This is a genomic window from Ruminobacter sp. RM87 (genome assembly GCF_000701925.1).
In the GTDB taxonomy this organism is placed as follows: Bacteria; Pseudomonadota; Gammaproteobacteria; order Enterobacterales; family Succinivibrionaceae; genus Ruminobacter; species Ruminobacter amylophilus.
The window spans coordinates 13,502-28,207 of record NZ_JNKD01000040.1 but is presented as its reverse complement, the minus strand read 5'-3'; the positions used below and the strand labels follow the sequence as shown (position 1 = coordinate 28,207).

At 40.6% G+C, this 14,706-nt stretch carries 7 protein-coding genes and 3 tRNA genes; 2 read left to right on the top strand and 8 right to left on the bottom strand.

All coding sequences use genetic code 11. The features are described from left to right. Positions 1 to 271: IS3 family transposase (locus T489_RS0108405; protein ID WP_037319353.1), on the top strand; the 271-nt coding region annotated here is incomplete at its 5' end. Between the two features lie 87 nt (positions 272 to 358). Here T489_RS0108405 and T489_RS0108400 read toward each other — a convergent pair. The 8 genes from T489_RS0108400 to T489_RS0108355 all read right to left on the bottom strand — a co-directional run bounded on the left by T489_RS0108400 (position 359) and on the right by T489_RS0108355 (position 12,344). Further along, entirely contained in the window at positions 359 to 1,309 is a 951-nt protein-coding gene (locus tag T489_RS0108400) for a methyl-accepting chemotaxis protein (protein WP_031579601.1), read from the bottom strand. Between the two features lie 441 nt (positions 1,310 to 1,750). Continuing rightward, positions 1,751 to 2,095: a CPCC family cysteine-rich protein gene (locus T489_RS14360; RefSeq protein WP_051621917.1), complete on the bottom strand. Its 345-nt coding sequence runs from the start codon at positions 2,093 to 2,095 to the stop codon at positions 1,751 to 1,753. A 408-nt stretch (positions 2,096 to 2,503) separates the two neighbouring features. Then, the gene (locus T489_RS0108385; RefSeq protein ID WP_031579598.1) at positions 2,504 to 4,822 is read right to left on the bottom strand and encodes a reverse transcriptase domain-containing protein; all 2,319 of its coding nucleotides are present in this window, start codon (positions 4,820 to 4,822) and stop codon (positions 2,504 to 2,506) included. 614 nt (positions 4,823 to 5,436) lie between these two features. Then, positions 5,437 to 7,863, bottom strand: coding sequence for a protein kinase domain-containing protein (locus T489_RS14355; RefSeq protein WP_051621916.1), 2,427 nt, complete (start codon positions 7,861 to 7,863; stop codon positions 5,437 to 5,439). Between the two features lie 401 nt (positions 7,864 to 8,264). Further along, a complete protein-coding gene (locus tag T489_RS14350) occupies positions 8,265 to 11,783 on the bottom strand; it encodes a protein kinase domain-containing protein (protein ID WP_031579596.1) in 3,519 nt (1,172 codons plus the stop codon). 302 nt (positions 11,784 to 12,085) lie between these two features. Beyond that, positions 12,086 to 12,175: transfer RNA gene (locus T489_RS0108365), tRNA-Leu, on the bottom strand. Between the two features lie 14 nt (positions 12,176 to 12,189). Beyond that, positions 12,190 to 12,263 (bottom strand) — tRNA-Cys (locus T489_RS0108360). A gap of 5 nt (positions 12,264 to 12,268) precedes the next feature. Further along, positions 12,269 to 12,344: transfer RNA gene (locus T489_RS0108355), tRNA-Gly, on the bottom strand. A gap of 544 nt (positions 12,345 to 12,888) precedes the next feature. Here T489_RS0108355 and T489_RS0108350 point away from each other — a divergent pair. Beyond that, positions 12,889 to 14,445, top strand: a complete 1,557-nt coding sequence (locus tag T489_RS0108350; protein WP_157608157.1) for a hypothetical protein — start codon at positions 12,889 to 12,891, stop codon at positions 14,443 to 14,445. The last annotated feature ends 261 nt before the right edge of the window (positions 14,446 to 14,706 follow it).

Here is a 14,706-nt window from a genome sequence, read left to right as displayed (position 1 = left end):
CCAAATGTTCGAGTATCATTCCATGCTCAGAGAAAGAGGTATCATTCAGTCGATGTCTCGCAAGGGTAACTGCTATGACAATAGCATTATGGAAAATTTCTTTGGAAAGATGAAAAACGAGATGTTTTATGGACATGAATATGAGTTTAACACTCTAGACGAACTTAAAGATGCGATGGAGAAATATATCCATTATTACAACAATGATAGAATACAGAAAAAATTAAAAGGCCGAACTCCTTGTGAAGTAAGAAATTCAGCCTTAGAATAAGCATAAGTTTTATTTGTTCAACTTATGGGGGGCACTCCACATTCATGGAAAGTGCCTCCTGCTACCGATTACGGGATCTTTCCGGAATCAATCCGTATCATCTTCACCCTCATTTTTAAGTTCGGACAATCTGGCAGAAAAATCATTGATGTAACTGCTGAAGGTACGATAGTTTTTTGCCAGTTCAGACTGTTTATACGAAATTTCCTCCACATCCCTGATTATATGCTCAATGCCGTAATCCTTATTCTCGCTTTCAATGTGCTCGTGCACGCTGTTAAGAACATTTTTCAGAGTGTCGTCCACATAGGAGAAAATACCGTTGGCGATTTCCTCATGCTTGTCTATGGAAAGCTGGAAGGTTCCTCCGGATTCCTCGGTATACTTGCTGACTTCTTCGAACTTGGCGGCACTCTTCGTGGCATCCTCAATGAGATTGTTAATCTGGTTGGTAAAGTCATCCACACATATATCAATTCTTGAAGAAGCTTCGGCAGTGTCAAGAGAAAGCTTCTTAACCTCACCTGCAACCACTGCGAAACCGCGGCCGTGTTCGCCGGCTCTTGCGGCCTCAATGGTGGCATTCAGCGCCAGAAGATTGGTCTGACTGGACACGGAGGAGATTATGCTTGTACATTCTCTGATTGCCGACATCTGTTCTCTCAGGCTGTCAAACCCCTTAATAAAGGTTTCATGCATTTTTCTGAGAGCAACCACATCAGCCTGCACTACGGCCATACAGCTTTTCATGGTACTTATGAGATCAAGATCCTGATGACAGACATCAAGCACTTCCTTTCTGGTATCGGCAAGAGACTTATCCGTCAGCTCCCTGACAAAATCTTCCCTGTTCTGCCCCATATCATACAGCTTGCACACATTCTCATTAAGCTGAGAAAGCTGACTGTTGATACTCTTTATCATGGATTCATGCTGCTTCGCAAGTTCCATGATTATCTTTGCAGAACTCTTTTCTTTTTCTATCAGCTCTCTGGCTTTATTATCGACATCAGAGCTTTCTTTTTTTAAAAACCACATGCAGAGCCACTCCTGTCCGTTCAAAAAAAAGACAATTCACTAGTTCAATTGTAAAGGCAGCACTTTCACCTGAATGTGATGTCAGACCTGTAATCAGCCAAAAAACCAGATTTTCTGTAAAAATTGTGAACAGGTTAACCGATGAAGAAATAGAATGAAAAAGAGAGACAGCGGAAATAGACGCGGATACGGAAAGAAAGAATTTGCACGGAATGCACCACGGATTTAATCTCAAGAACCTAAGATGCATTCCTCTAACCTTAAATTCAGCCGTAATGTCCGAGACACGCCCGATACCGGCCTATTGATAATTATCTTAGATATAATATTCCTGAACATCTGCATGTTCAGCACATCTATTCTACATTGCCTGATATTACAGTCAAACAGCATGTGAAAATTTTAAAAACATGTTTTTAATTTTTTCAGAAACAGCCGGCTTCAGCTACCGGAATCTTCGGAATTTTCCGGAATTCCGTCTCTTGAATATTCGTATGAGGAATTGTTTTTCAGAGCATTCAGATAACGTTTCCTGTACATACTGAGGCATAAATCGTTGGAACAGCCGGCCCAGCCGTCAGGTTCAGACTCCATCAGACTATCATCCTCCCAGCCGCAGAACGGACAGATGTCATGACTTGATTCTGATTCAAACAGGTAACGTCCGCACACCGGACAGAGATGTTCCGAAGAAGCCTTATTACTGATGACATCACCGTTATTTTTATTCTGAGCGTTTTCGGATATCTGATGACTCCTGAACCACCTTGAAGCTTTTTTTCCCATATTATCTCCGTCATGCCGGGCCCTTATTTCCGCAGAAAGCGTATATGACCGGTTTCAGAAAAAGATACAAATCAATTAATTCAAATATATGTCTAGGGAACAAAAAGTCAATATTCCGTATAGATGCTTTCTGATGAAAACCGTAAATTGAACACGGTCAGCGACAGGTCTGCACGGAATGTGCCACGGATTTAATCTCAAGAACCTAAGACACATTCCACAGACTAGAATTTCGGCCGTAAAAGCTCAGTGAGCAGGGCCTGATTGATTATTTACTAGTTACTAATTAACCTGAATATCTGCATATTCAGCACTGGTCATTCTATCCCAACGTTTAATGATGTCAAGAGTCTGATACCGATTCCGTCATGACATTCAGGTCATTCGGGAAAGTAACTTTGTCAGCTGTTACCTTTTCTGTGCCAGAAGAAACTCGGAAGCATATTCCTTAAGCTTCTCACAGTTGATGAGATAAGCCCTGCGAATCTTTCTGTTCAGGTGGGTCGTATGTGAGCGAAGCTGTCTTCTGATGGTATTGTTACCCTTTTCCGGTTCATCAAAAACCTCAGCCGCGTTTATCACATAACGCATGAAGTTTCTGGTGGATCTGAAGGAATATATTCTGTGCAGAAGTCTGAGATTTGGTACGAACGCCTGTCTGTATACGGTTCTGCCGGTCTCTTTGTCCACGTCACTGATGATAAACCGGAGAAGCTTATCCTTGAACTGATCACTTTCGGCAAAGTCGTCTATTCTTGAACTGATATCAAGACAGCGGTTGGTGACACGTCTGGCCGCTTCGGGGGTACATCTGTGGATAACCTTTTTAACCTCCTTTGACAGTTTATCCTCCATCACGTGCCGGACGCAAACAAGCTTAACCTTTCCTAAATTTTCTGCAGCAAGATAACCTATATCATCCATTATCTTTTTTCTGGCGAAATTGAATTTTCTGATGCGCAGGGCCGTCACCGCCTTGCTCATATCCCTGTAAAAACCGGCAATACTGCTTTCTCTGATGCGCACTCTCTCGCCGTTAAAGTAAAAACCGAGATACTGCATCGGCATCTCTCTGATTTGCGGAGAAGTAAAATCATACATCTGACACTTTGAGTAAGGATTTCTGAAATTCCTGTGATACGGGTGCAGCTTCAGTCCCTCCCCTCTTTCCCTGATTTTTTCACAGAGAAACTCATAGGCGCTGTCCATGAAATTCCGGTCATCCGGACCTATCAGCAGAATATCGTCGCAGTAGCGGCGGTACATACAGCCGTTTTCCCTGGCAAAATCAGCCATTGCCTTATCAAATTTAATCATGTAGATGTTCGAAAGAACCGCACTGATGCTCAGTCCCTGAGGAACACCACAGCCTCGGCCGCCTTTGACAATTCCGGGATTCCGGTGAAATGATGAGAAACCGGCAAAATCAGGCTGTGCCTTGTACCATTTTCTGAATTTTCGGAAATCAGCACCGTTTCTGAAGAACCTGCGCCATGAAAAAGAGGTATATACAACTTCATCGTCCTCCTCATCATCAGGAATTTCGTCAGCATGGCACTCGCAGGCATATCTTTCGAGTTCACTCTTTTCCACGTAACAGTAGTTTGTCAGTGATTTGAAAACATTGTAATGATCGGGTGGAAGCTCTGCTACCCCGAGAATGTTCTGCCATTCCTCCTTAAGATTACGGTGATCAATGCAGTCAAAGAAAGATGAGAGATCTACGGAAAGAGCGATGCACCTGCAGTTCTTCTCTCTGATAAACCGCACTACGTCATAAACGGCTCCTATGGTCGGAAACTCAACTTTCACGCCGTTTATCTTTCTCACGGGAGTTTTTCTGTAGGCAAGAACGGAATCCGAAAATCCCAGATCACGTATGTATTCCTCATATTTTTTCCGCAGCAGTCTGGCGTAGCTGGCATAAATGAGGGAATCAAGATGTGAACAGATTCTTATCGGTCTTTCCTTTACGGGGCCGTTTTTTTTGAACTTTTCAATTTTCTCGCGACATTCTTTTACAATTTCCGGATCCGTGTTTTCTTTAAGAGCTTTACTGTAAAAACGGAATTCCTCGATTTTTCTCTTCTGACGGGTCTTCTGAGTATTTGATATCAGCGGATAAAATGAATGTCTGGCAATTTCTTCAGGATTATTTATCCAGTCATGCATTCTGATGACATCGTCTTCACTGGAAAAGCTGATTCTTGAATCAAAATGCACGGTATTTTTTTCACGATAGTAAGGAAGCTTCTCGGCAATCAGAGCTTGAAGCTTAAGAGTGGCTTCATCAGGGACGTGTTTTTGTGAAAATCTGCGTTTATGTTTTCCGCCGGCTCCATTTTCTGACTTTTCGGAATCAGACGCAGACACGGGAGTTTCTTCAGATTCAGAATCATCAAATTCTTCCTCCAGACTCTTAAGTTCCCGTTCATATTCAGCGATAAGATTCTGAATTTCATGATACACCTCAGCCTCATCGCGCAGATGATCGCATATCAGCTGCTGATTGGAAATCAGCATTTCGTTCAATGCGTTGTTTTCAAGTATTTTCTTTACTTCAATAACATTTCTGCCGCCGGCCATTTCCTTCAGTCTGGCGTCTTTAGGCAGATTTTTCATAAAACGGGAGAGCGCGTGCAGATTTACGGAAAAATCAGACACGAAATCATTATCTGTTTTTGTTACTTTCTTATTGTTTTTGTTCTTCTTTTTATTATTTTTCATAAAGTCAGTCCGGCTCATAACCTCACTTTAAGGAATCGGAGCCGTTATCCTTTCTTAACCTTGAGTTTCCATGTATCTTTTGAATACCTGCTGTGTATGCTTCATCTGAACAACACCAGAAAATACATCATAGCAAAATAACTGTTATCAATTATATAATATCTTTCAGAAAAAATTTTATTAAACTAAGAAATATAGGTGTTAAATACTCTTTTCATTCCTTTTCAGTACAAACTGTCTGAAAGCAAGACAGCGAAGATTACCCGTGTGTCCCTGTTTCAGATGAGCGTTCTGTTTTTATTACCCGAGTCAGAGCACCTTTAGCAACAATTCATCTGTGTAACAGAGACAATATCATATCCAAAACCTTTCATTTATAATCCTGTCGAAAAGGTGCAAATAACAGGTGGTAACCCATTGACTGTTTTGATTTCTTATGAGAATACCTTTATCAGGAATGTCTCATAACTGTCTATGATATTTTATATATATACACGTCCAACTATTCTATTTTTTTGTTGTCAACCGACCGCTTCACGGTCGGTTTGGGGCGTAGCTTCGCTACGCCCTGATTCCGCGGCCTGTCAGCAGTCGGATGATTTCAGATTAAAAGATTACTGATTACAGATTATCCGTAAAGCGGGCCGAACAGCAACGCGGTCATAGTTGACGCTGCGGCCAATCGGATAGAGCGAGCCGACCGTACGAACGCAGGCAGCGTTGCGCTCCTTCATAAGCCAAAAGTAACCGAACTTACTGCCGGGGGTGTACGGCGACCGAAGCCACCAGTAACAACAGTCATTGTAAACAGAAGCGCCCTGTTGACGTGCGTAAGCCGTCGGTTTACATTTTCTGGATTCATCGTTACCAAAATACTGCTCTGCCTCAGAAATACTCAGACAGAACACACGATCCTTTGTATTGTTTCCGCCTTTATGATGTTGAGGAATGTCATCATTTTTTATATCTGAGACTAAAATTCTTTCTGCCTCTTCTTCTGAAAATGCAGATTTTATGAAATCACCATTCAGCCATTTTCTGAGATCACAATTCTCCCAGGTTATACTAGTACTAGTATAGCCATGATAATATTGTTTACAGTCAAGAGCATAACGACTGATAAGAAGAACTTCTTTTTCTTTCACATCAAGCACAAGCCATTCAATGGGGGATTTTTGTCTGTCAGTATCCTGATAATATTTGCCGTATCTGATAATATCTCCTTTTCGTACAGAGCTTAAAGGCTTCCCGAAAATACGTATTTCACGCTCCTTTCGTGCCTTTTCTTCACGCTCATTTCGTGCCTTTTCTTCACGCTCCTTTCGTGCCTGCTCTTCTCTGCGCCTGTTTAATTCTGAATGTAAGTCCTGTAACAGATTGTCAATAATTTGTTTTACTGCGGGAATAATACAAGCCTGATATCTTGTGATATCATTCTGATTATTCAGCAGCCATTCAAAATACTGTTCCTCATTACTCAATTTTTGCTTTTGGGTTTTGGTTTTCAGTTCTTCTGCTGTATGAAAAATATCATTACCGATTTTTATAACCAAATTCGGATCAATAAATGAACACAGTGCAATTATCTTGGTAGAAAGGTCATCACTGTACACCTCTGCAATTTTTTGCAGGTTATTGATTACACCTAATTCTTTATCTTTTCCTGTTTTGTCATACCAGCAGCAGAGTAGCTGCCTAATAGTATCGAACTCTTCATTAAGATTGTTGCTTTGACTGTACAATGCGTCAGTCAGCAGATCTGACAGAATCTTCATGTTGTCATCGACTCGAACTGAATTCCAATACAGTCTGTAATTACCGGCAGAAGCACTCAATTCTATAAGCATTTTGGCATATGCCATGTCAGTAATACCCGCATCTTCACAGTCCATGATGATACTTGCTGAGTTTTGCATATTCTGCTGAATGAAAAACTTTGAAGCAAAACCTCTGCCGACATGTTTTTTACCGTCATTCCAGTTCAGACCGAAGGCTTCTGTAAACTCTGCCAGATTGTTAAGTTTTACAACTTTGCCCTGATTATTTCTGAAATCATACGGATTGGAAAAAATATATGCTGAGGATTCACTGGTATTCCCGGTTGAATCGGATGTTTTATTATTGGAATTTAATTCACCAGGAACAGGAATATTTTCTCCTTTAAGCCATTTTTCTATTTCATTCCAGTTCCATCTGCGATTCGGATTATTCGGATCGTTGCGGTTGGATAAATCCTTGTATGTAAGTCCTTTGATAAGATTTACAAGTTCTTCCGGAAAATCAAGTGAGAACCGGATTTTCTGAATGGATGCGCTTGCGGCCAAGGCGTCTCTGTCGGATGAATAATTAAATGGAGTATGACCTTTAAACAGTTCAAAAAGAGTAATGCCGAAAGAGTAGAAATCAGATTCCTCGACCCAGACATTGTTGAAGGTTTCAGGAGCACAGTATTCCGGAGACATGCCGGTTTTAGTAATCAGTACAGATACTCCGTCATCCTTTGCGGAACTGATGCCGAAGTCTATGATGTGTACATGTTTTCCGTCATTGGAAATTACCAGATTGGCTGGCTTTATGTCTTTATGAATAATGCCGTTCTCATGAAGATACTTTAATCCTGCTGTTACTTCAGGTATGACTATATCCTTTATTACACCGTAGGTTAAGGTTTTTCCGGCAAGACTGCCATTCATGTAATAAGGCATAACAATGCAGGCGAAACCATTGTAAAAACCATGATCGATAATTTCAACAATTCCCGGAGATTTAAGTTTCGCCAGCTTATTTAAAACTTCCTGTTTAACGGCCTCCTTTCTTCTGTATATCTTTACTACCACCGGAGTATTCTGAACAGAAGAATTTTGTGAGGTATTGCCTACAGCCATGTATAGAGCAGCTTCTCCTGACGGATCATTGATTTTATTCAACAGAGTGTATTTTTCTAATACAACAGTTCCTGTAAGATTATCAACTTCACAGCCTGAACCGGTATTTATGAGTGTTTTATTATTTGCTGAATTTAGTAATGTTTCGGAAGACATAACTTTTTACCTGACTGCTTATATATCTGTAATAACGGATAGGTTTACATTAAAAAAACAAAAGATTCATCATTTTTACTGATACTATTCTGAATAGTTCTGCTGCTCCGTGTCATTGGTACCACATTAACATAAATACTATTTCCAGGCACTACATATGCTTGATTTCTTTGAACGACTGTATATTTTTTATGTCTGTATCTTTAAAATCCGGATTCAATCAGGTAACTGTCTGTCCGTCAAAAATCATCTCTCATTAAAATTCAGACAGCACCATTAAACTGACAGTCTTAAATTTTAATGAGAATGGAACTTTTCATCTGTTTTTGACAAAGACCGACCAATGAGCTAAGCCATAATTCCGCGGCAGGGCCGCGGTCGGATGATTTCAGATTAAAAGATTACTGATTACAGATTATTCGTAAAGCGGGCCGAACAACATTGCTGCCACTGCCGACGTAGTAGCCATACAGATAGAGCGAGCCGTCCGCATCCACGTCTGCAGCGAAGTTCCGATTGTTGCCCGGCGACCGAAGCCACCAGTAACAACAGTCGTCGCTAACGTAAGCGCCCTGTTGACGTGCGTAAGCCGTCGGTTTACATTTTCTGGATTCATCGTTACCAAAATACTGCTCTGCCTCAGAAATACTCAGACAGAACACACGATCCTTTGTATTATTTCCGCCATGAGTGTGATATTCAGGATTATCGTCGTTTCTTATATCTGAGACTAAAATTCTTTCTGCCTCTTCTTCTGAAAATGCAGATTTTATGAAATCACCATTCAGCCATTTTCTGAGATCACAATTCTCCCATGTTGTCGCTCCTCCACTATGATATTCTTTACAGTCAAGAGCATAACGACTGATAAGAAGAACTTCTTTTTCTTTCACGTGAAGGACCAGCCATTCAATAGGAGATTTTCGGTTATCAGAATTCTGCGGATAGTGTCCGAACCTGATAATAGCTCCTTTTTTCATTGTAACCGGAGTGTATTTTACTCCGTTTACGCTGATTGATTTTTCTTTCTCTCCCGAGTTTTCAGATTTAAGCAGTTTCTTCACCTGAGTGGCAATGGAAGTATTGTTTTCAAGAAGAGTGAGACTGTCACGATGTTCCTTTACAAAACCTGCCGTCTGCAGAGTTCTTTCGTTGTTTTCTCCGCAAAATCCGGTTACAAAGTTTTCAAATTCAGCAGCATTTTTGAAGGTGTACTCGTCAAGTTCAACAACCTTGTTTCCGGCATCCAGAACAGGTTTTACAATTGAGGAGAGACCGGATACTCCGTTAAGAACAGTCAGAGCTTTTCCATGAACACTGATAAATCGTTTAAGGTATGAAGGATTCTTTTCTCCTGTTTTAAGAACATTTTCCATAAAGCTTCTGAATTCAGTGACAGTCGGAAATACATATTCATCAAAGGAAACAAAGCTGTTTCTGGCTTGCATGAGTTTGTTTAACGCCTCATTACAGCGACTGTCTCTGTTTCGGAGTTCTGTAATTTCCTGACGGAGATTTCTGGTAAAGCTTACCAGAAATCCGGGATTGTTCTTTCCCTGCTGTATTACACTGTCTATGTATGCATTAAAATCCTGAACCCCCGTAAAGACCCTGTTATCAAAGGATATGAGTTCACCGTAGGCCTGATAGAGATGTTTCGTGATACTGCTGATACCTTCCTTTGATTCCATAGCTTTTAAAGCATTATTATGACGTCTCATAAAGTCAGTCAGATATTCAGGATCTATGCGGCCATGGTTTAGAACAGTATCAATAAAGTCCCTGAATTCTGATATGCCCGGGAATAAATATTCATTCAGGGATATCACGTTGTCACCGGCTGCATAGAGTTTTGATACTGCTTCTTTAATTTCAGGAAAATCTCCGGCGGCACTGTCTAGAGATTTTTTGTGACCCTTTATAAAACCAAGCAGATATGCCGGTTCATTTTTTCCACGAACCATGACACCGTTGAGAAAATCCTTACATGCTTTTTCTCCGGTAAAGAGATGTTCACCAATACGAATGAATCCGGAAACAGTTTTTTCAAGTTTCGCTCCGGAATCAGAGTTCCAGACTTTCTTTGAGACCTCCTTCAGAGGTGTTTTGTAACGGTTAAACAGACTTTGCAGTTCATAAGGTTTTTCTTCCTTAACCAGCCTGTCAATGAAATTATCAAAATCCTTACCGCTCTTAAAGATATATTCATTATCTCCGAATACGGCCCATTTTGCATCAGCAAGTGCCTGAATTACGGCTTCACGTGATTCAGGATCAGGAAGCTTGTTTTCCAGAAAATCCAGATCAGCTTTAGCTTTCTGGGTAAATTCCGTGTATGCCCTGCGATCATTTTCTGCAAGCTTCTTCATTTCCTGCCTGAATGCTTCAGGATTGTCATACACTTTTCCGTTAACCGGAAGCCTGCGGTCGTCACAGATGGAATATCCCAGAATCAATGCAATTTCCGTGTCGGTATAAACACCTTTACCTTCTCTCCATAGCTTTCGGACATTGGCAAAAATCTTTGCATAATCAGAATTTTTTAAAACAATGGAGGCGTAGTCTTCTGCAATACCGGATAACGCAAATTCTTTAACCGGCTTAATGAGATCTAAATCCCTTCCCTGCAGATTTCCGTTTTTTGCCGCCTCCTCAATTACGGCATCTATAACGGCTATACCGACTTCCTGAAGACCGTTCAGTATTCTGCCGTTAAATATAATCTCTGTTATATCCGGTCTGAGACTGTAGATAAGCGCAGATAAATGTCTGATATTTTCCGGATTATCCTTGCTGATTTTATTTTCAGCCGAATCACAGAGTTTGCCTTTATTTTCGTCGATGATGTAGTAATGATGGGTAAGAATTCCCCTTCCCAGATCCTTTAAAGCCTCTTCAGGATTCTGCAGCATGGCCACAAGAAGTTCTTTTTCTGAAGTATATGTTTTTCCGTAAAAACGATACTGCTGAAAAGCCTGAACAGTAGCTGATTCGGTATTACCGGCACCTGTATTTTCCCCGGGAACCGGTACATCCTCTCCGCCAAGCCATCTTTTAACTTCATCATAGCCCCAGCGTCTGTTAGGATTATCCTTTTCGTTTCTGCGGGAAATGTCTTTGTATGTGAGTCCGAGAACCAGTTTCTTGAGATTTTCAGGAAAATCGGCAGGAAACTCAATTTTACTGATGGCGGCAAGTCTGGCGGCCTCTTCTCCGGACATACCGGGATTCTGGAACGGTGTATAGCCGGTAAATAGCTCAAATATGGTTATTCCGAGAGCGTAGTAATCAGTTTCCCTGTGAAAAATCCCCTGAATTGCTTCCGGAGCCGCGTAGAAAGGTGTCATTCCAGGCTGAGTCACTACAAAAGTCTTGCCGTCGGCATTGGAACTGATGCCGAAATCGATAAGAACTATGTGCTCCCCGCTGTCATCAGGTATAAGGTTTCCGGGCTTCAGATCCCTGTGCAGAATATCCACATCATGAACCGCTTTAAGTCCTTCTATAACCGAAGGAATAATAAATGCTCTCAGTTCTTCTTCGGAAAATCTGGTTCCTGATGTCAGAACATCGGAAAGTGCAGGCATCTTATAATACGGACGTATGGTGTACTGATGTCCGTTATATTCGCCATAGTCTGAAACCGGAGCTACATAAGGACTTTGAACACTTTTGAGTTTCTCAATGACTTCCTGTTTAACTGCATTTTCTCTTCTGTAGTATTTTAAAATAAATTTATCACTTGAGTGAAAACTGACATTGGAACACAGGTATATATCAGCTTCTCCGGATGGAATATCCATCTTACTGTCGATATGGAAAGCTCCCAGCGTCTGTCCGGTAATATCCCTGAGTGGACTGAACTTGTTTATGACGGTGCTTTTAAGTTTGTTGAAAAAATTGACTTTGGTATCAGACATGAATGTACTCCTGCACCGGACAGTCTGTTCCTGAAACGGAACATGAAATCACTTATCTGAAAATAAACGGTGCCGCAGAAAAAAAGACTTTTCAAAGTATATCAGGACATACCGATAAAAAAATTGATAAAGATTGTTAATATTAAAACATGTATAGTTTTTCGCATTTATGTTTTTTAGGTGAACAATCATGTCTGATTTTTAATCAGGAATAACTGCATGTTCATGCGGAAAAACAGAAACAATTCAGCAATGAAAATGACTATAAGATGAACTGATGAAATTATGGATGATTTTCAAGATGGTGCCCGAGGCCAGAATCGAACTGGCACGGAAGTATAAGTTCCGAGGGATTTTAAATCCCTTGTGTCTACCGATTTCACCACTCGGGCACTGACACATTTGATGGAGGCGCGTTCCAGAGTCGGACTGGACTAGACGAATTTGCAATCCGCTGCATAACCGCTTTGCTAACGCGCCAAATCTGGAGCGGGAAACGAGGCTCGAACTCGCGACATCAACCTTGGCAAGGTTGCACTCTACCAACTGAGTTATTCCCGCATCTCAATGCTTTGCTCTCTGTCAGAGAACAAGGTGTATTATATAGAAAATTATTTTTCTGTCAAAAAAAAATTAAACATTTTTATCCGTTCATTCAAAATTTGAACTAAAAGTCTATAAAACAGCCTTTTTTACGTTATTTTGTTCTCTTTTTAAACATTTTATGCCTGGATATTGTTTAGAGATGCTTAAGGCACCTTTATCACTGCAATGTTTTCACCTTTTGATATTACTATAAAACGTTTTTCTCAGTATTTTACCGGTTATTTTTTACACTGTATTAACACAACTATTTATAGCCGATCACAAAACACATGACATATAATGCGTTTTTGTAATCTCAAAATTTATGTTTACCCCCTATTGAATTATAATTTAAGAACGGTTTCATAATTTTGTTACACGTGCCGTAAAGGATTATCGCCATGTAATTTATCAATCATGAAATCATTACAGCATAATCATTGCCACATTCATAAATCAGGAAGATGTAATAATAAAAATGTTCGGGGTAAATTTTCGGAAAACCTGCCAAGCAATAGCTGTGCTACTGGGACTTGTCTCAGGGGCTGTGCTCGGAAATGATTTTTCCGAAATCAATATTCAGATACCCAGTGACATCAACACATCATTCATGGGGGTATACGTTAATCACGCCCTTTCCTCAAAGCCTAAACAGGTTCTCTTCACAACCGCGGACATAATTCTTAATCCAATACCTTATGACACACTTTCATCAGGCGTAACCTTCACACCTCCGAAAGTCTCCGGTAACGTCATGAAAATCAGGGAACAGTTCTACAGCAAGCCGTTTGTTGAGTTCATCGGCATAAAGGACGGCGGTGTGGCAAAATTTGACATGTCGGAAATATCTCCCGACCTGTCCGGCAGACTTATTGAATCAGGGGATGATTTTACCCTGGACAGCATTTCAAAAACAATGAATGAGGAATGCCGTAACCTGTACACTAAAAAATTCAGCATAAACGATCAGGATGTCATGTATTTCGGATGTTCCTCCCGCAATGCTGATTTTTTCGTGATTGTTCAGAATGATGATGAGAAACTCGGACAGACATACATGTATGCTTCCGAACCTCCGAAGAATTCTTCATCAAAAGACAAGCCTAACAGAAAAATATTCATAATCAATTATCTTGCAAGAGAACTGGTAAACTACAAGAATCCTGACACCACTCTCAGCAATCTGGTTATTCCGGAAGCAACTTTCAACGTTTTCCTTTCATCCTCTTTCGCCAAAAGAAGTCCTGAAGGACAGGCTGAAGACCTGTCTGAGTCCCTTGCCAGTGATTTTGACATTCTTCATTCCAGAGCGGAAGACATTATGAAGGATTCACTTTTCAACAGAAAACTGCTGATATCCTCCAGAAAGAATAAATTCAAACAGGTAAAAATCAATTACGATACCGCAAACGTATCACTGTCTCTGTACAACGTTACGGAAAATTACTACGGCAACAATCTCATGACCATCAGTGACGACTCCCAGGAGCATGTGGCCGCCCTGACACTTGTCACTCCTAAACTCATGGGAACCGAGTCCATGCAGAATCTGGCTGAAAAAATTGCCGAAGACAAGACCTGCATGGCACCGCACGAGATTACCCAGAAAGAAACCGTGGGACTGCCTTCCATCATCATTGACTGTGACAACACTTTCGGCACAGACGAATTCACCAAATCTTATCTGGCAATAAATGTCTCATCACTCATGAATAATGACAGACATTCCGAATCTGAAGACAGGATGAATGATTCCATCATGCTGGTAATGCTCCTAGGGGACAATACAGACAACGAAATTGAAGATATTGTGAATGCCGGACTCATGTACAACAATCTGAGATGGAATCCGACACTGAGCAATATGACTGAAATGGAAAAAGACTACATCATGACCATACCTAACGTCAGAATGTGGAACAACCTTCCTGAAGCGGAAAGGAACGAAGAAACATGGAACAGTTTTATTGCCGAAGCGGAAAAGGCCATAGCAGGGCATCAGGATGCCACGCCGGAAGAGCTGTTGGAACTTATCAAGCAGTGCTCTTCCTCTCTGACATCAAACAAAAGCAAATAAAGCACACATTATTTGATTTTTATAATTAAATTCAAATAAAACAATTTTTTTGCTAAAAAATTATATATAATAGAGATGTTACTGATCATAAAAACATTTTAATTTAATCTGTATTTACGGAAACTTTGTATATAAATTATTGAGAGCCCTATCAAATGTAGAAATATTTCTAGAACTGGTTCAATAATTATTGTATAACTAGAAGAAAGAGGGTTTAGGATTATTCCTGACATATCATGTAGCCGGTCCGACATAATGTTT